The 23,051-nt window shown below is 69.4% G+C and carries 8 protein-coding genes; 6 read left to right on the top strand and 2 right to left on the bottom strand.

The genetic code is table 11. The features are described 5' to 3' along the window. Window positions 1–8: 8 nt before the first annotated feature. Window positions 9–584: a TetR/AcrR family transcriptional regulator gene (locus tag OCS65_RS27520; RefSeq protein WP_006944476.1), complete on the bottom strand. Its 576-nt coding sequence runs from the start codon at window positions 582–584 to the stop codon at window positions 9–11. A 95-nt stretch (window positions 585–679) separates the two neighbouring features. Between OCS65_RS27520 and OCS65_RS27515 the strand changes: the two genes are divergently transcribed. The 6 genes from OCS65_RS27515 to OCS65_RS27490 all read left to right on the top strand — a co-directional run bounded on the left by OCS65_RS27515 (window position 680) and on the right by OCS65_RS27490 (window position 9,067). Continuing rightward, window positions 680–1,678, top strand: coding sequence for a hypothetical protein (locus tag OCS65_RS27515; protein ID WP_029547064.1), 999 nt, complete (start codon window positions 680–682; stop codon window positions 1,676–1,678). A 116-nt stretch (window positions 1,679–1,794) separates the two neighbouring features. Continuing rightward, the gene (locus OCS65_RS27510) at window positions 1,795–2,256 is read left to right on the top strand and encodes an RrF2 family transcriptional regulator (protein WP_029547065.1); all 462 of its coding nucleotides are present in this window, start codon (window positions 1,795–1,797) and stop codon (window positions 2,254–2,256) included. A gap of 78 nt (window positions 2,257–2,334) precedes the next feature. After that, window positions 2,335–2,949 (top strand): TetR/AcrR family transcriptional regulator, encoded by a 615-nt coding sequence (locus OCS65_RS27505; protein ID WP_044476379.1) that lies wholly within the window; start codon window positions 2,335–2,337, stop codon window positions 2,947–2,949. A 37-nt stretch (window positions 2,950–2,986) separates the two neighbouring features. Beyond that, window positions 2,987–5,329: an MMPL family transporter gene (locus OCS65_RS27500; RefSeq protein WP_050034396.1), complete on the top strand. Its 2,343-nt coding sequence runs from the start codon at window positions 2,987–2,989 to the stop codon at window positions 5,327–5,329. Window positions 5,330–5,411: 82 nt separating this feature from the next. Continuing rightward, window positions 5,412–7,139 carry an ABC transporter ATP-binding protein gene (locus OCS65_RS27495; RefSeq protein WP_029547068.1) on the top strand — a complete coding sequence of 576 codons (1,728 nt, stop codon included), beginning with the start codon at window positions 5,412–5,414 and terminating at the stop codon, window positions 7,137–7,139. Then, window positions 7,136–9,067, top strand: coding sequence for an ABC transporter ATP-binding protein (locus tag OCS65_RS27490; RefSeq protein WP_231772124.1), 1,932 nt, complete (start codon window positions 7,136–7,138; stop codon window positions 9,065–9,067). The genes OCS65_RS27495 and OCS65_RS27490 overlap by 4 nt, the downstream gene beginning before the upstream one ends. Before the next feature lie 62 nt (window positions 9,068–9,129). Here OCS65_RS27490 and OCS65_RS27485 read toward each other — a convergent pair whose 3' ends face one another. Continuing rightward, window positions 9,130–22,959, bottom strand: coding sequence for an amino acid adenylation domain-containing protein (locus OCS65_RS27485; RefSeq protein WP_420833221.1), 13,830 nt, complete (start codon window positions 22,957–22,959; stop codon window positions 9,130–9,132). Between the last annotated feature and the right edge of the window lie 92 nt (window positions 22,960–23,051).

The raw sequence follows: 23,051 nt of genomic DNA, 5'->3' as shown, positions 1-23,051 counted from the left end.
CCGGGCGGTCACTGCGGGAGCGGCCGCCCGTCCGGACGCAGGCCGGCGAGGTAGATCGCGATCATCCGGGGCACGAGGGCGGGCACGACGTCGTCGACGAACCGCACGTGGGGGCGGGTCAGCCGGGCCACCGCCATGATCACCTCGATCGGCTGGACGTCGTCGCGGACGAGGCCGGCCTGCTGTGCGGCGTGGACGAGCTCGGTGACGCGCGCCTTGGTGCCCTCCCGGATCTCGAGGACGTCGTCGGGCAGTTCCCGGTAGCTCTCGACGATGAGAGCCGGGATCAGGGCGCCGAGCCGCAGCCGGACGGCGGTGTCGACGAATTCGGCCCAGGCACGTTCGGGGTCCGACGTCATCGCGGCGAGGGCGCGATCCGCCGCCGCGCCCGCCTCGTCGAGGGTGCGACGGGCCACGGCGTGCGCGAGATCGTCGCGGGTGGGGAAGTTGCGGTAGAGGGTGGCGATGCCGACGCCGGCGCGCTCGGCGATGGCATCGAGGGGTGCGTCGTGCCCGCGTTCGGCGAGCACGTCGCGGGCCGCGAGGATCAGGGCCTCGCGGCGGCGGGCGGCATCGGCGCGCATGGGATCTCCTGTGTTCGGCGGGTTGACACCCCACTCCTACCGGAGGAATATACTCCACATAAACGGAGAACAATCCTCCACTTCAAGGAGCCGTCATGGTTGCCCCGACCTCCTCCCCGGACACCTCCACGGCGCGGCACGCCCCGCCGGACGCGGTACGCGTCGCCGGCGTCGTGCTCGCGCTCACCGCCGTCATCGCCCTGATGCTGTTCGCATTCGCCGCGCCCGCCGTGAACAGCGGCCCGCACGCGCTGAAGATCGGCATCGCCGGGCCGGACCAGGCCGTCGCCCAGATCGAGGCCGGCCTCTCCGGTGCCCGGCCCGGTGCGTTCGCGCCGCAACGGTACGCCGACGCGGAGGCGCTGCGCAGCGCCATCGAGCACCGCGAGGTCGTCGGTGGCCTCGCCGTCGGGCCGGACGGGCCCGCGATGTATGTCGCCGGGGCCGGCGGCGCCCCCGTCGCTCAGGTTCTCACCGCCACGGCCACCGGCCTGTCGGAGGCCGTCGGCCGACCCGTTCCCGTGCGCGACGTCGTGCCGCTGCCGGCCGACGACCCGGCGGGGGCCGGCCTGAACTCGCTGGCCCTGCCGCTGGTCCTGGGCGGTCTGGTGCCCGCGATCGCCCTCGTCCGGCTGTTCCCCCGGCGGGTCGGCCTGCGCGTGTTCGGCGCGGTCGGCTTCGCGGTGCTCGCGGGGCTGACCCTCACTGCCGTCCTGCAGTTCGGGTTCGGCAGCCTGACCGGGAACTACTGGGCCACCGCCGGAGCGCTCACGCTGGGCCTGGCCGCCGTCTCGCTGCCACTGCTCGGCCTCGAGTCGCTCTTCGGGCTGCCCGGTTTCGGTGCCGGGGCGGTCCTGATGATGTTCGTCGGCAACCCGCTGTCGGGCTTCGCGACCACCGCAGCGTGGCTGCCGCAGGGGTGGGGCACCTTCGGTCAGCTGCTGCCACCCGGCGCCGCCGGCACGCTGGTCCGTTCGGTGGCCTTCTTCGACGGGCACGGCGGCGGGACGGCGGTGCTGGTGCTGAGCGCATGGGTCGTCGCCGGGCTCGCACTGTGCGCGGCGTCGGCACGTCGTCGCACCGTCGTCGCATGACCGCAGTTGCACCGTCGTCGCATGACCGCGGCCGCGTCGCGCGCTTTCCCTCCGGTTTGGTAGGAATCGTGTGTCCGCCGGCGCCCGGCGGCCAGGCGCGAACCGAGGAGTGCGACGTGCATATCACCGCCCGGGTGGACTATGCCGTGCGCACCCTGCTCGAACTCGCGGCGGCCGGCGAGGCGCCCGCCAAGGCGGAGGGCCTGGCCCGGGCGCAGCGCATCCCGCACAAGTTCCTCGAGGCGGTCCTCGGGGATCTGCGCCGCGGCGGACTGGTGCACAGCCGTCGCGGCCCCGAAGGGGGGTACTGGCTGGCCCGCCCGGCCGACGAGATCTCCATCGCGGACATCATTCGCACCGTGGAAGGCCCGCTCGCGTCGGTGCGCGGCGAGCGGCCCGAGGATGTGGTCTACACCGGCCCGGCCGAACGCCTGCGCGACGTATGGATCGCGGTGCGGGTGAATCTGCGGGCCGTCCTCGAGGAGGTCACCCTCGCCGACGTCGTCGCGGACGATCTTCCGCGGTTCGTGGCCGACCTGACCGCCGATCCGGGCGCCTGGGAACGCCGGCGCACGTGAGCGCTGCCACAACGCCCGGGGCGGTGTGGGCAACCGCATATTCTTGCAGTTCTCTGCAAATTTGCAGGGCTCTGCAAGATGCGTACCGTGGAAGACGTGACCAATCCGCCCGGACTGCGTGACCGCAAGAAGGCCGCCACGCGGGCAGCGCTCGTTGCCGCCGCGGCCGACCTTGCCCGCGCCAAGGGCATCGACGGCGTCACCGCCGACGCCATCGCCGCGAAGGCGGGCGTGTCCACCCGCACCTTCCACAACTACTTCGCGAGCAAGGAGGAGGCCGTCCTCGCGCATCTCGAGGGGTTGGTGCACTCCTGGGTCGGGCGCCTGCACTCACGGCCCGCCGGGGAACCCGTATGGGACTCCATGGAAGCCGTCGCCCGGCAGATCGTTTCGGAGCCGGACGGCGACTTCGTCGAGCTGTGTTCGACCATGGAACTCGTCGATCAGAGCCCGGCACTGCTGGCGCGCCGCGTCGAGATGGAAGTGCGCGCCTCGCAACTGCTCGTCGAGGCCATCGCCGAGCGCACCGGCACCGATCCCCGGGTCGACCTGTACCCGAGCCTGGTCCGCTACGCCGCGGTCTCGGCCATGAAGTCGGCAGTCGAACTGTGGCTCGCCGGCACTTCGGGGGCGGCTTCCCCCGAGGAACTCGTCCGTGCCGCCTTCGGGCAGCTGCGGCAAGGCCTTTCCTAAGACACCTGCACGACACATCCGGAAGACGAGGTTCCCCGTGGCGACCTATCTCTATCGGATCGGCAAGTTCGCCTATCGGCGAAAAGGCACGGTCCTCTCCCTCTGGCTGGCGATCCTCGTCCTCTTCGGCGTGGGTGCGGCCACCCTGTCCGGGCCGACGACGGACTCGTTCTCCATCCCCGGCACTCCCGCGCAGCAGACGCAGGACCTGCTCGCCGAACGGTTCCCGAACGCCGCGGACCCGATGAACGCGCTCAGCGCGCGCTACGTGTTCGCCGCCCCCGACGGCGGGACCCTCGACGAACCACAGAACCTCGCGGCGATGAACGAGGTGCTGGCGGCGATCCGCGGGATCGACAAGGTGACCGCCGCCGCCAAGATCGACCCGGCCGTCGCCACCCCCGAGCAGCAGGCCGCCGTCCTCGTCGACCCCGTCACCGCGAACGCCGGTCTCGTCGAACAGATGAAGACCGCCGCGGAGCAACAGGCCAAGCCGGAGGAGACCGCGCTCGCCGACGCGGCCGCGCTGTCGCCACTGAGCCCGGACCGCACCGTCGGATTCGTCACCGTCCCGTTCGAGGGCGGCTTCGGCGACGTCGACGACACGATGCGCGAGCAGATCGCCGCGGCCGCGGAGATCGGCCGGGACGCGGGCCTGAACGTCCAGGTCAGCGGCACCGCCGCCGCGGAGGCCGAGATGCCCGGCGGCGTCACCGAACTCATCGGAATCGGCATCGCCGCCGTCGTCCTCGCCATCACCTTCGGCTCGCTCGTCGCCGCGGGCCTGCCCCTGATCACCGCCATCATCGGCATCGCCATCGGCAGCCTCGGCATCACCATCGCCACCGGTTTCGCCGACCTGAGCTCGATGACCCCGACGCTGGCGATCATGATCGGTCTCGCCGTCGCGATCGACTACTCGCTGTTCATCGTCTCCCGGTTCCGGCACGAGATCACCGTCACCGCCGACCGTGCCGAGGCGGCCGGACGTGCCGTGGGCACCGCCGGCTCCGCCGTCGTGTTCGCCGGCCTGACTGTGATCATCGCCCTGATGGCCCTCAGCGTGGTGGGGATCCCGTTCCTGTCCGCCATGGGCTACGCGGCCGCATTCACGGTGTTCATCGCCGTGCTCATCGCGATCACCCTGCTGCCGGCGATCCTCGGCCTGTTCGGCCGCAAGGCGTTCGCCGGCCGCATCCCGGGCCTGAAGGACCACGACCCGGAGGCCGACACCGACAGGCCGAGCGCCGCCCAGCGTTACATCCGCTGGGCCACCGGCAAGCCGCTGATCCCGCTCGTCGCCGGCGTGCTGCTGCTCGGCATCCTCGCGCTGCCCGGCGCGAACCTGCAGCTCGCCCTGCCCACCGAGGCCACCGGCGACCCGAAGACCAGCGCCCGTCAGGCCTACGACCTCGTGAACGAGGCGTTCGGTCCCGGCCGCAACGGCCCGCTGCTCGTCGTCGCCGACGCCCGCGAGGCCACCGTCGCGCCGCAGCAGGCGTTCGGGGAGGTCGTGCAGCGCCTGTACGAGCAGGACGAGGTGGTCAACGCCCAGATCGTGGCCGTCAACCAGGCCGGTGACACCGCGCAGATCATGGTCACCCCCCGGTCGGGCCCCAGCGAGCCGGCGACGATGGACCTCGTGTCGAGCATCCGCGACCAGGAGGCCCAGCTGCACGACGAGATCGGCGTCTCCTACGGCATCACCGGACAGACCGCCCTCGAAGGCGACGTGTCCGAGACCCTGCAGAGCGCGCTCGTCCCGTACCTCGCGGTGGTCGTCGGACTCGCGTTCATCCTGCTGATGCTCGTGTTCCGGTCGATCCTGGTGCCGCTGACCGCGACCCTCGGATTCCTGCTCAGCGTCCTGGCGACGTTCGGCGCGACCGTCGCGGTCTTCCAGGAGGGCTGGGGCGGGCTGGTCTCCAACCCGCAGCCGATCGTCAGCTTCATGCCGATCTTCCTCATCGGCGTGGTGTTCGGCCTGGCGATGGACTACCAGGTCTTCCTGGTGACCCGCATGCGGGAGGAGTTCGTCCACGGCGCGTCCGCGAAGGAGGCCGTGCGGATCGGATTCGCCCACGGTGCCCGGGTGGTCACCGCGGCGGCGGTCATCATGATCTCGGTGTTCGCCGCCTTCATCGCCGAGCCGAACTCGTTCATCAAGTCGATCGGCTTCGCGCTCGCCGCCGCCGTGTTCTTCGACGCGTTCGTCGTGCGCATGGTGATCATCCCCGCGGTGATGGCGCTGCTCGGCGACAAGGCCTGGTGGCTGCCGACGTGGCTGGACCGCATCCTGCCGAACGTGGACGTCGAGGGCGAGAAGCTCCGCCGCGAGCTGACCGTCCCCGAGCCCAGCCGCGAGCCGGCGCACACATGACCGGACCCGGGCGCCTTTTCCGTTCCCTCGCGGGCGGAAAAGGTGCCGGGAACCGGGCTGCTGCACCGGTAGCGTGGTGATCATGCTGGTCCGGTTGCTCCCGCGGTTCCTGCGCCCTCACCGGGGGGCGCTGATCGCGGTGGTGCTGCTGCAGATGGTGGCCACCGGCACCATGCTGATCCTGCCGGCGCTCAACGCCGACCTGATCGACTACGGCGTCGCCCGCGGCGACATCGGGTACATCCTCACCACCGGCGCGGTGATGCTGGCGATCAGCTCGGTGCAGATCGGCTGCTCGATCGGTTCGGTGTACTTCGCGGCGCGCACCGCCATGGCCGTCGGCCGCGACGTGCGGCTCGCCGTGCTCCGGCGCGTCGGCGGATTCTCCGCCCGCGAGTTCGGCCGGTTCGGCGCGCCGTCGCTCATCACCCGCAACACCAACGACGTGCAGCAGGTGCAGATGCTCGTGCTGATGAGCTGCACCATCGTGGTGATGGCCCCGATCATGGGTATCGGTGGCATCGTCATGGCGCTGCGCGAGGACGCCGGCACGTCGCTGGTGCTCGTCGCTGCCGTTCCCGTCCTCGCGGTCACCATGTTCGTCCTGATCGCGAGGATGGTGCCCGCCTTCCGGGTGATGCAGGTGCGCATCGACGCCGTCAACCGGGTACTGCGCGAACAGATCACCGGCATCCGCGTGGTGCGGGCGTTCGTGCGCGAGCGCACCGAACGGGACCGGTTCGAGGTCGCCAACGTGGAACTGACCGACACGGCCCTGCACGTCGGCCGCATCAACGCCCTGCTGTTCCCGCTCGTGATGCTCATCGCCAACGCCACGAGCGTGGCCGTGCTGTGGTTCGGCGGCCACCGGATCGACACCGGTGACATGCAGGTCGGATCCCTCACCGCGCTGCTGAGCTACATCATGCAGATCCTCATGGCGGTGATGATGACGTCGTTCGTGGCGATGATGGCGCCGCGCGCGGCGGTGTGTGCCGAGCGGATCCTCGACGTGCTCGACACCGAATCGTCGCTGCCGGCGCCGGCTCGGCCCGTCCGCACCCTCGCCACCCCCGTGACCCTCGAGCTGCGGGGTGCGGCCTTCGCGTATCCCGGCGCCGACGCGCCCGTCCTGCGCGACGTGACGTTCCGGGCCGAGCCCGGCAGCACGACCGCCGTGATCGGCGGTACCGGCTCCGGCAAGACGACCCTGCTGCGGCTGATCCCGCGGCTGATCGACGTCACCGCCGGCTCGGTCCTGGTGGGCGGCACCGATGTGCGTGACCTGGACCCGCAGGTGCTGCGCGCCGCGATCGGTCTCGTGCCGCAGCGGGCCTACCTGTTCTCCGGCACCGTCGCCGACAATCTGCGGTACGGCCGCGCCGACGCGACCGACGACGAGCTCTGGCACGCCCTCGAGGTCGCACAGGCCGCGGACTTCGTCCGGGCGATGCCGGAGGGGCTGAACACCCTCGTCGCCCAGGGCGGCACCACGGTCTCGGGCGGGCAGCGCCAGCGCCTGGCCATCGCCCGGGCTCTGGTCCGCCGGCCGTCGATCTACCTGTTCGACGATGCGTTCTCGGCCCTGGACCAGGCCACCGACGCGCGGCTGCGGGAGGCACTGTTCCCGGAGACCCGCGATGCGTGCGTCGTGGTCGTCGCGCAACGGGTGTCCACGGTGCTCGACGCCGACCGCATCGTCGTCCTCGACGGCGGGGCCGTCGTCGGCTCGGGCACGCATCTGGAACTGCTCGCGAGCTGCCCGACCTACGCCGAGATCGTCGAGTCGCAGCGCATGGTGACCGCATGACCGAGCGCAAGGAGGCGGGGCCGCGGCTCGGGGGTGTGGACCCGGGCGCGCCGGAGAACCGGGCACGGCAGAAGTGGCCGGCCACCAAACGGCTCGTCGGCCTGTTGCGGCCGCACCGGTGGGCCGCGGCCGTGGTGCTCGTCCTGGCCGTGCTCGGGGTGGTGGCGTCCTCGGTGGCGCCCCGCATTCTCGGCCACGCCACCGACCTGATCTTCAGCGGGGTGATCGGCCGTCAGCTGCCCGCCGGGCTGTCGAAGGAACAGGCGGTCGAGGCGCTGCGGGCGCAGGGACGCGACCAGTTCGCGGAGATGGTGTCGGCCATGTCGCTCGTGCCGGGCGCGGGCATCGACTTCGCCGCCCTCGGCCGCACCCTCGTGTTCGTGCTCGCGCTGTACCTGCTGTCGTCGGGCCTGATCTGGCTGGCGGCGTACGGGCTCAACGAGATCGTGCAGCGCGTCATCCGCGATCTGCGATCCCGGGTGGAACGCAAGGTGCACGCGCTGCCGTTGCGCTATTTCGACTCCCATTCCCGCGGTGATCTGCTCAGCCGCGTCACCAACGACATCGACAACATCTCGCAGGGCTTGCAGCAGTCGATCAGCCAGCTGGTGCTGTCGGTGCTCACCCTGCTCGGGCTCGTCGTGATGATGGTGTGGATCTCGCCGCTGCTCGCGCTCGTCGCGATCCTCATGGTGCCGGCGTCGGTGGTGGTGACCGCGGTGGTGGCGAAGCGGTCCAAACGGCACTTCGTGACCCAGTGGAAGGCCACCGGCAACCTCAACGGCCAGATCGAGGAGGCCTTCACCGGCCACGAACTCGTCACCGCCTTCGGCCGGACCGCCGAGGTCGAGCGTCGCTTCACCGAGACCAACGACGAATTGTTCCGGGCCGGGTTCCGCGCCCAGTTCGTCTCCGGTCTGGTGATGCCGCTGGTGATGTTCATGAGCAACCTCAGCTACGTCGCGATCGCCGTGCTCGGCGGGCTGCGGGTCGCGTCGGGCACCGTCAGCCTCGGCGAGGTGCAGGCCCTGATCCAGTACTCGCGGCAGCTCGGTCAGCCGCTCGGCCAGATCGGCGCGATGGTCAACCTGCTGCAGTCCGCGGCGGCGTCCGCCGAGCGGGTGTTCGAGATCCTCGACGAACCCGAACAGGAGCCCGACTCGCCTGCCCCCGTCACCCCGTGGGGGCGGCACGGCCTGGTCGAGTTCGAGGACGTCTCGTTCTCGTACCTGCCGGAGCGACCGCTGATCGAGCATCTCGACCTGCGCGTCGAGCCGGGGCAGATGGTCGCGATCGTCGGGCCCACCGGCGCGGGCAAGACCACCCTGGTGAACCTGATCCTGCGCTTCTACGAACTGGATTCGGGACGAATCCTCGTCGACGGCGTGGACATCACGACCATGAGCCGCGACGAGCTGCGCTCGCGTATCGGGATGGTGCTGCAGGACACCTGGCTCTTCGGGGGCACCATCCGCGACAACATCGCCTACGGCAGGCCGGACGCCACCGAGGACCAGATCCTCGAGGCCGCCCGCATCAGCTACGTCGACCGGTTCGTGCGTTCCCTGCCCGACGGCTACGACACCGTGATCGACGAGGACGCCGGCAACATCAGCGCGGGGGAGCGGCAGCTGATCACCACGGCCCGCGCCTTCCTCGCGCAGCCGTCCATCCTGATCCTCGACGAGGCCACCAGCTCGGTCGACACCCGCACCGAGCTGCTCGTGCAGCACGCGACGGCGGTGCTGCGCCGGGGCCGCACCAGTTTCGTGATCGCGCACCGGCTGTCGACCATCCGCGACGCGGACCGGATCGTGGTGATGGAGCACGGGCGCATCGTGGAACAGGGCACGCACGACGAGCTCCTCGAGGCCCGCGGCGCCTACTTCCGGTTGTACGACGCGCAGTTCCGCGCCCTCGTGGAATGACCGGGCGAGTACGGGCCGTCCGCGCTGCGACACCGTCCGCGCTGCGACACAGTATCGACCCGTCACCGGGGAGATCGGCGGCGCTCATCGATTCGACCGAGATGGTCCGCCAGAATCGGGCCGATGACCGAGGTCGCTTCGGGATTCATCATATGCAGGTGATCACCCGCGACGACGTGCTCGACGATCGAGCCCGTCACGGTCTTCCGCCACAGCCCCGGTGATGTCTCGCCCGAGTCGTCCAACGAGTTCGCGGCAGCGAAGAACAGCATGTCGCCGTCGAATACCTCCACCCCGAGTTCCGGTCCGGTGCGGTGCACCTCGGCGTACGCCCCCAGTATGCGCTCGAGATCGCTTGGTGTGAGACCTGTTTCGTGCCCGAGCATACGGTTCACCTGAGTGAGCGCGGTGTCGAACGAAATGTCCGTAGGCTCGGCGCTGTCGGCGTCGATACCCAAGCTGACGAGAACCTCCGCGAGAGTCAGCTCTTTTCGAGCGCGCTCGATCGGGTAGTAGTCGAGCATCACGAGATCGACGGCCTCTCCCGCGCTTCGCAGTTGGACCGCCATGTGGTGCGCGATCAGGCCGCCCTGCGACCAGCCGAGCAGGTGGTAGGGGCCGTGCGGTCGCACCGCCCGCAGCTCCTCGACGTAGCGATGGGCGAGGGCGTGGTGGGACGCATAGGCCGGCCCGCCGGAGAGGAGGGGGAGCTGAAGGCCGTACACGGCACGGTCGGGAAGGTACCGCAACAGTCCGGCGTACACCCAGGAGATGCCGATCGCGGGGTGCACGCAGAACAGTGGAGTACGGCTGCCCCCCGCCCGGAGCGGGATCAGCACTTCGAGCGCCTCGATCGTCGACGGCGTGCCCCCACCGGGACGGGTATCCAGGCGATGTGCCAGGCCTGCCGGTGTGGGTGCGAGGAAGATCAGCGGTAACGGGACGTCCCCGGAGAGTTTCGATTTCAGGATGGCGGCGACACGAACGGCGCTGAGAGAGTTTCCTCCGAGGTCGAAGAAGTTGTCGTCGATCCCGACGCGTTCCAGGTCGAGCCCAGACGCGAAGGCCTCCGCAACGATGCGCTCGGTGTCGGTGCGCGGGGACCGATACTCCGACCGGCTGAACTCCGGGGCCGGTAGCGCCGCCCGATCCACTTTCCCGGTGGGTGTCACCGGCATCGCCGGGAGCACTGTCAATGCCACCGGCACCATGTACGACGGCAGCACGGCTGCCAGGGAACGGAGGATCTCCGCCGGGTCGGCCGGTGCGTGTGCGGGCACGATGTAGGCGACCAATTGCTCGCCCCGCCCACCGTCGCGGACCACGGCCACGGCCTGGGCAACCGCGGGGTGCCGCACCAGCGCCGCCTCTACCTCTTCCAGTTCGATGCGCAATCCCCGCACCTTCACCTGGAAGTCGGAACGCCCCACATATTCCGGTTCGAGTCGCCCGGTCGTGTCCGTCCACCGCACCAGGTCACCGGTGCGGTACATCCGTCGTCCCGGCGCTCCGAACGGGTCGGCCACGAATCGGGTTGCCGTCGTTCCCGGTTGCCGGTGGTATCCGCGGGCCAGTCCCGGACCCGCCACGTACAGTTCCCCGCTCACCCCGACCGGCACCGGCTGTATCCGCCGATCCGTCACCACCTCGGCGAATCCGGGCATCGGTACGCCGAGCGTGATCGGTTCGTCCGCCGCCAATGGGTCGCGGACATTCGACATCACCGTCGTCTCGGTGGGTCCGTACCCGTTGACCATGCGTCTGCCGGTCGCCCATCGCTCGACGAGCCACGGTGGACACGTCTCACCGCCGACGCACACGAATGCGAGTTCGTCCAGCCCCGACGGATCGATGGTGGCCAGCACGGTGGGGGTGATGTACAGATGCGTGATCCGCGCGGTACGCAGAAGTGCCTTCATCTCGGCGCCTCCGTACACCGTGGGTGGCGCCACCACCAGCTGTCCGCCGGCCGCGACGGCCGTGAGGTACTCCAGCAGCGATGCGTCGAAACTGGGTGAGATTGCGTGCAGAACCCGGGATTCGGAGTCGGCGACACCCGCACACCACTGCGCCGGAGTTGTCAGCCCCCGGTGGGTCACCGTCACTCCCTTGGGTGTGCCCGTCGAGCCCGACGTGAAGATCACGTACGCGGTGTTGTCCGGCCGTACCGGCGCGAGCCGGTCGGTATCGGTGACGGGAGACGCAGGAAATCCGGACAGATCGAGGGCGTCCGTGCGTATTACAGGCACTGTTCCCGGCAGCTCGATCCCTTCCGAGGCCAGCACGCACATCGGCTGTGCAGTTTCGAGGACGTGTGCGATACGTTCAGCTGGGTGATCAGGGTCGATCGGCACGTACACGCCTCCGGCTTCGAGGATCGCGAGCGTCGCCACGAGCTGGTCGACGGATCGACGCATCGCCACGATCACGGGCGCCTCGGGACGGACGCCCCGGGAGATCAACCATCGCGCCAGCCGGCTGATCCGGGCTCCGAAGTCTGCATAGGTGAGTTGTTCTCCGTTCTCGACGACTGCGATCGCGTCCCGATGGCGGGCTACCTGTCCTGCGAGCATCTCGGTCCACGTCGCCTCGGATACCGGGACCGCCGGGGAACTCCCGACCGGAGCCAGACGCCGACGTTCGGCTTCGTCGAGCAGGTTCAACCGACCGAGCGTCGTCTCGGGTTCGTCGACGACGGCGTCGAGCACTCGGACGACCCGCCTCAGGGTCTGCTCGGCACTTCCGCGGTCGTACAGGTCGGGTCGGTAGCTGATACGCAGGTGCAGCAGGGGGTCGGTGTGTGCGATCAGTGCAACGGGGTAATGACCGGAGTCGCGGGCGGTCACATGAGTCACTCGCATGCCGGCGACATCGGTGGCCCGACTCAACGCGGCCCGGTCGACGGGATACGACTCGAACACCGTCAGCGTGTCGAAGACGGCGGCCGGCCCGGCTGCCCGTTGGATGTCCGCCAGCCCGACGTGGTGACTGTCGAGCAACTCGGTCTGTTCGGCGCGGACCCGTTCGAGCAACTCCGTGAGGGTCCTGTTCGGATCGACGCTGATGCGTACCGGCACGGTATTGATGAACAGCCCGACCATCTCCTCGATGCCGGGCACCGTCGCCTGTCGGCCGGAGACGGTGCTGCCGAACACGACGTCGCGAAGCGAGGTGAGCGTGGCCAGCACAATCCCCCACGCGACCTGCACGAGGGTGTTGAGCGTCAGGGAATGCGTGCGTGCGAATGCCTCGAGCTGTCGTGTCCGGTCCTCGCCGAGCGTCCGGGACGTTTCCTCGGAGACGGCACCCACCGGCTCACCTCGCCGGCCCGGGACGAGCAGAGTCGGGCCGTCGACTCCCCTCAGATAGCGGGACCATGCCGAGCATGCGGCGTCGGAATCCTGGCGGCCGAGCCAGATCAGATAGTCCCGGTAGGCGTGGGGTGGGGGCAGGACCGATGTGTCACCCGCACCGGCGTAGAGGACGAGCAGTTCCTTCAGTAGCAGCGGCGCAGACCACCCGTCGAGCAGGAGGTGGTGATTGGTGAACAGCAGCCGGAAGTCGTCGGGTCCCATCCGGATCAGGGTCAGTCGCAGCAGTGGCGCGACGGCGGTGTCGAAGCGCGCGAGCCGGTCCTCGGTCAGGATCCGGTCCAGCTCGGTGTCGCGGACGGCGACGTCGACGGCCGTCAGATCGATCTCGCGGAGCGGGAGTTCGATCCCACGCTGGACGACCTGGACCGGGTTGCCCTCGTCGAGTACGAAGGCGACCCGCAGGTTCGGGTGTCGGACCACGACGGCCGCAGCCGCAGCCCGCAGGCGCCGCGGGTCGATCCGCCCCTGCAGATGCAGGGTGAGTTGCACCGTGTAGGCGTCGACGGAGTCCGCCTGGATGGCGTGGAACAGCAGGCCGCTCTGCAGGGGAGTCAACGGCCAGACGTCCTCGAGCCCCGGACAGCGGTGCTCGAGATCGTCGATCGCGCGCTGGGACAGCGGCACCAAGGACAGATCCGACGGTGTGTGGCCGCCGGCGCCGGGCACCGTGGTGTCGAGGGCCAGCGCGATCAGGGCCTGCCGCCACCGTTGTGCCAGATCGGTTACCTCGTCCGTCGCCAGCACGCCGGTCGGGAACGTGAACGATGTGCGCAGCATCGGCCCGGTGTCCGTGTCGACGACGACGGCGTTGACCGCCACCGCGGCGGCCGCCGGCTGAGCCGGATCTGTGCCGGGCCCGAGATCGATGTCGGCGATCGGTATCCATCCGGCCTCTCGGGCGCTTCCCGACGAGGTGGTCGCGACCCGGCCGAGATAGTTGAAGACGATCTGCGGTTCGGGACGGGACTCGAGCGTCGTGCGGTACTCGTCGTCGATCCAGCGCAGCATGCCGTACCCGATGCCGTGGTCGGGAACGGCGAGGAGTTGTTCCTTGACCGCTTTGACCGCATCGATACCTCTTCCGGTGCCCGTCGCGAACACCTCGGACGAATCGATTCCGGACAGATCGAGCCGCACCGGGAACATGGTGGTGAACCACCCGACCGTCCGGGACAGGTCGGCGCCGGGTACCACCTGTTCTTCCCGACCGTGGCCTTCGAGCCCGACCAGGACCCGATCGGTGTCCTGTCCGCGAGCGCGGCACCACGTGATCACCGCTGCGCCGAGGGCTGTGAGGAGGCCGTCGTTCACGCCGCCGTGGACGGCGGCCGGCAGTGCGGTGAGGAGGATCTCGGTGGTGACGGTCGGCACGTCGACGGTGATCGTGTCGAGGGTGGCACCGACATCCTTCGCAGTGTCGAGGAACCGCGAGCCCAGGGGAGGCTCCTCGACCGAGAGCATGTCCTGCCACAGATCCAGTTCTGCGCGCCGGTTTTCGCTGCGGGATTCCTCGCGCAGCCCGTGGGCCCATCGGCGCATCGAGGTGTGCTCGGCTTCGAGTTCGGGCTCGAGTCCTGCGACGGTCCTTCCCCACGCGGTGGCGAGGTCCGGCACCAGGATGCGCCACGACACGCCGTCGATCACCAGGTGATGGGCCACCAGCAGCAACCTGCCGATCGGTCCCGCATCGAACCACACCGCTTGCAGCACGATCCCGGACGCGGGGTCGAGCCGCCCGGTCGCGGCATCGAGTGCCGCCCCGACGGTGGAGGTGAAGTCCGGGCCGGTGACCGAGTCGACCGATATCCGAAGGAACAGCTTGTCCGCGTGTACCGTTCCGGCCGGCCGTGTTTCGAGGCCCCATCCGGATGCGGACTCCGAGGGGAGGTGCAGTCGTGCGCGGAGCATGTCGTGCGCATCCACGACCGCCTGCAGAGCGGCCGTCAGATTCGCCTCGTCCGCCTCGGCGGGGAGGGTGAGCAACACGGATTGGGAGAATCGGTCGAAGCCACCGCCGCGTTCGAACAGCCATCGGTGGATCGGGAGCGGGGTGATGTCGCCGATTCCTCCTCCGGGCAGTTCCGGAAGCGCCTCGTGGCCCTGTGCGAGGGAGGTGGCCACGGCGGCCAACGCCGAAACGGTCTTGTGTTCGAACACGTCTCGTGGCGAGATGAGCACACCCGCCGCCTTTGCCCGTGCGACGAGCTGGATCGACATGATCGAGTCCCCGCCGAGCGCGAAGAAGGAATCGTGCGCTCCGACCCGCCCGAGTCCCAGCACTTCGGCGAAGACGGCGGCCAGTGTCTCCTCGGTGGGTGTCGACGGCGCTTGGACGTCAGCGCCCGGGATCGCGAACTCCGGTGCCGGCAGGGCCCGATGGTCGAGCTTTCCGTGCGCGGTCAAGGGGAGAGCGGCCATGTGCACGAGTGCGGACGGAACCATGAAGTCCGGAAGTCGCTCGGAGACGAAGCGGCGGATCTCGTCGATGCGGGTACTCGCGGCGGGGTCGTTGACGTATCGAGCGAGTGGACCGATCGGTCCCGCCGGGAGATACACATCCGTGACGGCGGCGGGATAGGTGTCGTTCGTCTCCCCGGCGATGAAGACGGCGTCCATCCCGCCCGGCGTGGGGGACCAGGTCACCGCGACCGAGTATCCGAGTTCCTTTCCGACGGAATCCAAGTCGTGCGGCATCCAGCCGTCTTGCGTCGGAGCTCCGTCGAGCAGGTTCTGCACCGGCACGTCATCGGGTGCCTCGTCGAGCCGGTCGGCCAGCGCGACGGCACGCACCAGCCCGGCGTGCGGTACCCCGTCGACACGCAACATGTCCGGCCGATGTGCGCGGAGGTGGTCGCACAGGGCTGCCATCGTTCCCCACCGGTGCCACGGTTGCCTCGGGGCGTCTCCGAGGGAGCGGACCGGCGCCGGACCGGTACGCAGGATCACCTGATAGCGGTGGCAGCTGAGTTCGTTGACCGCGTGCATCCGGCCGAGCTGGATCTCTGTCCCCGTGATGCCGGTCAGGTGCTGCGGCAGTGAGGTGAAGAATTCGGGAGCGAGCAGCAATTCCCGCTCGGTGAGCATCGCTCGGCGGACCCGTTCGCGAACGACCGATGCGGTGTCTGTCACGCCGGCACGCGCGAGTTCCACTCCGGCCGCGAACTGTGGCAACGATGCCAGGTTCCGAACGTCGCCGAGGTACAGCGCCCCGCCGGGCGTGAGCAGTCGCAGTGCCTTTCCGAGTACCTCGAGCAGATACGCGGCGTCGGGGAAGTACTGGACCACCGAGTTGAGCACCACGGTGTCGAAGTGGCCTTCGGGAAGACCGTCGGTCACGTGAGCGGGCTGCGTCCGCAGCCGCACCCGCTGCGCCCACGGTTGTCCGGCCACCTTGACACGCAGCGACGCGATCGCCGATGCGGCGAAGTCCGTCGCCCAGTACTCGCCGCATTCGGGGGCGAGTTCGGCGAGCAGCAATCCCGAGCCCGCGCCGAGTTCGAGCAGCCGGTGCGGTCGCAGCGTCCGGATCGACTGCACGGCCGCGTCCCGCCACTGCCGCATCTCGTCGAGGGGCAGTGGTCGACCGGTGGCGCTGGCGTTCCAGCCGCCGAAGTCCTCGTCGAGCGACAGTGCCGGTGAGGCGGGGACGGCCGCCGCCGCGTCCGAGTACACGTCGTCGTACAGAGCCTGCCAGCGCTCGACCGCTTCCGACTCCCGGGCTGCCTCCGCCCGCAGGGTCAGGTCCCGGTCGAGGACGACATATCCGACCAGCTGCGTGCTCGCGATGTCACCCGGTACCGCGCGCGGGACCACCGCCGCCTGTGCGACTGCGGGATGGGAAGTCAGGACCGCCTCGACCTCACCGGGCTCGACCCGGAATCCACGGATCTCGAGCTGGTCGTCGACGCGGCCGACGAATTCGAGGTCTGCGGCTCTCACCCGCCCGGTTTCCGTGCGTTCGCGGGACCGCCATGCCACGAGATCCCCCGACCGGTACATCCGCTGCCCGGGCGCCCCGAACGGGCATGCGACGAACCGGCCCGCCGTCATCGCCGGCCGGCCGTGGTAGCCGCGTCCGACGCCCGCGCCGGCCAGGTACAGCTCCCCGGGCACCCCGACCGGTACCGGTTGCAGGCCGGCATCGAGCACGAACACCTGCACGCCCTCGATGGGTATTCCGATCGGCACCGAGCTGCTGCCCGGTTCGTGGGTGGTCGGCACCGGATACAGGGTGGCGCAGACGGTGGTCTCCGTCGGTCCGTATGCGTTGACCACGAGGGGGCCGGGATGCGCGGCGCGGAAGCGGTCGACGGCCGCCGGGAACAGCGCCGCACCAGCCGTGACCACCTGGTCCACGTGATCCCATACCCCGTCCGTGGCGATGCCGGGATCGGCAAGCAGATGGAACATCGGAGTCGAGACGAACACGGCTGTGACACCGTGGTCGAGCACCGTCTGCGCGATATCCATCGGATCTGCCGGCCCGGGCGGGGCGAGCACGAGCTCGGCGCCGGTGAGCAGGGCCGGCCAGATTTCGTACACGGACGCATCGAATCCCGGCGAGGACGTCATCGACATCCGCTCCCGCGGCCGGTTCGCGGGCCAGCCGTGCGAGACCAGGTGGACGAGATTGCGGTGGGTGATCGCCACGCCCTTCGGCACGCCGGTCGAGCCCGAGGTGTAGATGAGATATGCCGGATGCTCGGGACGCAGTGGCATTCGCCGATCGGAATCGGTGACGGGACCGACTCGCGTCGTCGGGTCGCCGACCGATGCTCCGCCGGGGTCGAGGAGCAGCACGGGGCATGCCGGGGACCGCAATCGACCGGCGACGACAGCGTCGCTCAGCACCAGGAGCGGGGCGGCGTCCTCGAGGATGAACCTGGTGCGTTCACCGGGATAGCCCGGGTCGATCGGCAGATACGCGCCGCCGGCCGTCGACACCGCCAGCAGGGCCACGATCGATGCCGCCGAACGATCCAGGGCGACCGCCACGACCGACTCCGGGCCCACCCCGAGGTCGATCAACCGGTGGGCCAATCGGGTCGCGCGAGCCGCCAACTCCCGGTACGTCCACTGTTCGGTACCGGACGTGAGCGCCACCGCATCCGGGTCGGCGGACACCTGCCGGGCGAACAGCATCGGTACCGTCGTGTCCGGGACGGTCACCGTCGTGCCGTTCCACTCCTGCAACACCTGCACGCGCTCGTGCGGTTCGAGCAGGTCCACCAGGACGAAGCGGCGTTGCGGACACGTCACCATCGACGTGAGAACCCGGACGAAGCGCGCCGCGATCTGCTGCACGGTGCTGCGATCGAACAGATCGCTCGCGTACTCGATCGTTCCCCGCATCCCTCCGGGCGAATGCGGTGTCGCCGGCACATCGGACAGGCTGAAGAACAGGTCGAATCGGGCCACGCCGGCCGTCACCGGCTCCATCGCGACCTGGAGCCCGGGATAGTCGAGCACAGGAAGCGGGTTGTTCTGCAACGCCATCGCGACCTGGAACAATGCGTGATGCGCGGTGGACCGGACCGGATTGAGCAGTTCGACGAGGCGTTCGAACGGCGCGTCCTGATTCTCGTACGCGGCCAGCGCCTTTGCCCGCACCTGGTCGAGAACCGCTGCGAAATCGTCGAGTCCGGACAGATCGACGCGCAGCACCCAGGAGTTGACGAAGAATCCCACCAGGTCGGCCAGCAGCTCATCGGTACGGCCCGCTACCGGACCGCCGATGAGGATGTCGGTTCCGGCGCCGAGCTTGTGCAGTAGCACGGCCAGTGCCGACTGCATCACCATCGATGTGGTCGCTCCGCGTGAGCGGGCCAGCTCGTCGACTGCTTCCCGCAGCGACGCATCGACGGTGAACTCGACCGTTCCGCCCTCGAACGACTGCACCGGAGGCCGGATTCGATCCGTCGGCAAGCGGAGCTGCTCCGGCGCATCCGCCAATTCTGCTCGCCAGTACTCGAACTGGCGATAGAGCATACTGTCCGGATCGGTCTCCGTACCGAGCATCTCCCGCTGCCACAGCGCGTAGTCCGCATACTGCACCGGCAGCGGATCCCAGTTCGGCGCCGATCCTGCGGCCCGGGCCGCGTATGCGGTCATGACGTCGCGCACCAGGGGGACCATGGAGGCGCCGTCGCCGGCGATGTGGTGGAGCACGAGCACCAGAACGTGCTCGTCGGGAGATTGCCGAAGCAGCGCCGCGCGTATGGGGATTTCGGTGGAGAGATCGAAGCGGTACGCGACCTCCGCCTCGACCGCGTCGGCCATGAGTTCGCCGGAAACCGTTGTCACGGGGAGCGACAGCGTGACCTCGTCGACCGGCAGGATCTGTTGGAAGGGAATGCCCTCTTCCTCCCCGAACACCGTGCGCAGGCTCTCGTGGCGGGTGACCACATCGGTGAAGGCCGCCACCATGGCCGCGACGTCCACTTCCCCGCGGAGCCGCGCCGCCATCGGAAGGTTGTACGTCGTCGACGGCCCCTCGTATCGGTGGATGAACCACAGTCGACTCTGGGCGTAGGACAACGGAATCCGCTTCGGCCGCCGCTGCGGGACGAGCGGCGGCCGCGCAACACCGCACTCCGCGAGCCGCGGTACCAGTCCGGCGACGGTCGGGGCCTCGAAGACGGTCCTGATCGGTACCTCGGCCCGTAGGGTCGCGCGGATCCGGGCGACGAGTCCCGTGGCCAGCAGCGAGTCCCCGCCGAGGTCGAAGAAGCCGTCGTCGAGGCCTACCCGGTCGGGAGCGACGCCGAGTACCTGGGCGAAGGCCCCAACCAGGGTCCGTTCCAGCGCCGTGCGCGGCGGCCGGTACGCCGATCCTCCGAACGTCGGGACCGGCAGTGCATTCCGGTCGATCTTGCCGTTGGCGGTGACGGGCATCGCGGCCAGCACCACCACTACCGCGGGCATCAGGAAGTCGGGCAGCGCGGTCGCCACCGACTTCTGTACCTCTGCCCCGTCGACGACCTCGCCCGGGCGGGGCACCACGTAGCCCACGAGATGCTCGATTCCACCGTCGACCCGGAGCACCGCCACTGCCTGACCCACCCGGTCGTGGCGGAGCAACGCCGCCTCCACCTCGCCGAGCTCGATTCGCCGGCCTCGCAGCTTCACCTGAAGATCCGCGCGTCCGACGTACTCGAGCCGCAGCAGCGAGGTTCCGCCGACCGGTGCGCTCGTCCCGGTCGACCAGCGCATCAGGTCTCCGGTGCGGTACATCCGCCGCCCCGGCGCCCCGAACGGATCCGCCACGAACCGCGTCGCGGTGGTCCCGGACCGGCGGTGGTACCCCCGCGCCAGAGCCGGTCCCGACAGGTAGAGTTCCCCGACGACGCCGACGGGTACGGGATGCAGGCGTGCGTCGAGCACGATCGCTTCGAATCCCGGCCCCGGATTCCCGAGTCCGACGCCGTCGCCGGGCAGAAGATCGTCGGTCGTCGCCTGCACCGTGGCCTCGCTGGGACCGTACCCGTTGACCATGCGCCGGCCCGGTGCCCACCGCTCCACGAGGCCCGGGGGACACGATTCGCCGCCGACGATCACGAAGACCAGGTCGTCCAGACTTCTCGGGTCGAGGGTGGACAGGACCGCCGGGGTGGTACACCAGTGCGTGACGTGCTCGGCGGCGAGCAGTCGTGCGAGTTCGGTGCCGCCGTACACCCCGGAGGGTGCTACGACCAGCTGAGCCCCGACACCGAACGCGAGGAGCATCTCGAGCACTGCCAGGTCGAAACTGGGCGACGCGCCGTGCCATACGCGCGCCCCCGGCTCGGCCGATGCCGCCGCAAAGGCCACGAGGTTCGCCAGTCCGCGATGCGTGATCACGACACCTTTCGGCGTCCCCGTCGACCCCGAGGTGTAGATCAGGTACGCCGGATGATCCGCCCTCAGCGGCATCACGCGGTCCGTATCGGCCACCGTCGTCCCGCGCCGGGCCGGCGGGTCGGCCATCCGGGGATCGTCGAGCACCACCCACCGCACGCGTTCCGGCATCCGAGCACGCTGGGAGAGCGTCGTCAGTCCCAGGACCGCGCCGCAGTCGTCCAGCATGAACTCGATCCGCTCGGCCGGGTAAGTCGGATCCACCGGCACGAACGCCGCGCCCGTCTTGGTTACCGCCCATACCGCCACCACCGAGTCGGCCGACCGCTCGATCCCGATCGCGACGAAGCGTTCCGGACCCGCACCGAGGTCGATCAGGCGCCGTGCCAGTCGGTTCGTCTGCTCGTCGAGTGTTCGGTAGGAGATCCGGACCGTCCCACACGACACCGCAACGGCCTCCGGGTCCGCGGACGCCGCAGCCGCGAGGATGTCCGGCAGACGTCGCACCGGGACTCCGGCCGGACCGCGCGCCGGTACCAGAGTCTCCCGTTCCTCCGGGCCGAGCAGATCGATGTCGCCGATCCGCACGGACGCATCCGCCGCGATCGCCGTCAGAATCCGCGTGAACCGGCTCGCGAACCCGCAGACGGTCCCCTCGGCGATCGGCTCGGTCGCATACCGCATGCTCACGCTCATGCCGGTGGTGATGCGGTTCCGCCGCTCGGTCACGGAGATCTGCAGGTCCGCCGTGCCGAAGCACATGCTGGCGTAGGTCGTTGCCGTGCCCGTAACCGGCTCGCCGGCGGAAGACTGTGCCTCGACGTGATGTTCGAGCGTCACCCGATACAACGGTGACCGAGTCCCGTCCTGACTCGGACCCAGTGCCTCGGCCAGGCGTCGCGGGGACACGTCGGCATGTTCGAAGGCCTCCCGGTCGGTTCGGCCGAGCTGCGCAACCAGGTCGTCGAATCTCGTCGCGGAACCGGCACGAGCACGCAGGACGAGGATGCCGATGGCATCGTCCACCTCGGCGTCGGATACTCCGGTGCGCGGAACCGGAGTGCCGATCGCGACGTCGTCGACACCGCCGAGGCGTGCCAACAGTACCGACACCGCGGCATGCAGAACGACGAACGAATCGACGTGCTGCTCGGCGGCCAGCGCGACCACGGCGCGGCACGAGTCGTCGTCGATCGGGAACCGAACTGTCGCAGGATCTTTCGTGCGGCGGATCGGCGAGGGGCCGATCGGCAGCTCCGGCGGCGTGGGCAGCCCCGCCAGCGTCGATGTCCAGTAGTCCACGAGCGATGCGTCCCGGAAGCGGCGTTCCGCCTCACGCGCGCTCGTGCGATGGATGGAGCCGAGGGGGGTTCCCGGATCCGCAGTGACGAATTCTTCGAGAAGTTCCGCGATCTGGGTGCACTGCCGGCGTATCTCGTCTTCTCGATACCGATTCGGATTGGCGCGGAATTCGATCGTGGTCGTCGCCGGTGAACCGCCGGGACAGACACTGATCATTCGATCGCCGACCGGTCCCCGGGACAGGACGTGGACCGTACCGGGGACCGCGCCCAGTCCCAGCTCCTGCTCGAAGAGCATCACATTGACGAGGGGCACCGAGAAGCGGGACACCGCGTTCCCCGTGGAGCGCCGGATGTCCTCGATCCCGCAGCCCTGATGGCGTAACGCTCCCAGCAGTTCGAGCTGCATCCGCCCGACCAGCTCACCGAGCGTGTCCTCGGCGTGAACCGCGATCCGCAGCGGGACGACGTTGACCAACATGCCGGCCGAATGTCGTAGCTGTGCGGTTGTGCGAGCGGAGACAGGGATGTTGACGAGTACGTCGCCGCTGCCGGACAGCCGCGAGAAGAAGCATGCGAAAGCCGCGAGAACGACCGCCGTCGGCGTTGCGTTCATCGTCTTGGCGGACCCCTGCAGGTGATCGGAGGCGGCTGGGGACAACTCCGCAGTCTCGACGAGGGACGTGACGGCCGGAGGCACTGCGGTGTCTCCGGTTCCTTTGGGCGCGGCCAGCATCCGCTGCGACCAGTAGTCACGATCGGCGGCGAACCTGCGCGATGCTCGATACTTCCGGTCCCGTTCGTACAGGGTGCGGAGGTCTGTCGACGGTCCGGCGTCCGCCGCGCGGCCCTCGAGTGCGGCGGCGTACAACTCCGCGCCCCGATTCATAAGGATCATTGCCCCGTAACCGTCCAGCACGATGTGATGGGCTTTGACGTAGACCAGGAAGTCGGAGTCGTCGATGCACAGGACCGCGATCTTGCACATCCGGTCGGCGAGCAGGTCGACGGGGCGTTCGACGTCTCGCCGGAGCCACTCCTCGGCGGCGGCCCTCGGCTCACGCCGGTCGCGGAAGTCCAGAATCTCCGTCCGGAAGTCGAGTTCCCGATCGACGATCTGGAACGGGCGCCCGTCGATCTCGATCAGGCGCAGGAAGACGGTCTCGAACTCGCGACCGGCGGTTTCGGACACGGCACGCAACAGATCGAGATCCAACGGCCCGGGAAATTCCACGTACTGGGCGATGGCGAAGGGGACCTGGGGGGCGAGCTGCTGCGCCAACCAGATCCCGTACTGAGCCGGTGACAAGGGGAACGCTTCGGGGGGGATCCGACCATCGGGGAATGGATGTGCGTGGTGGCGTAGGGATGGGGCGGCCATATCGGTCCCTTGTGTCCTGGAAAAGACGGTGGCGCATCCGATGCGGGACGCTGTGCGCGACGAACGAACGGGCGCACTGTCTCGGCCGGCGC

It is taken from the genome of Rhodococcus aetherivorans (assembly GCF_025722975.1).
GTDB classification, from domain to species: Bacteria; Actinomycetota; Actinomycetes; order Mycobacteriales; family Mycobacteriaceae; genus Rhodococcus; species Rhodococcus aetherivorans.
This window is presented reverse-complemented; position numbering and strand designations above follow the sequence as displayed.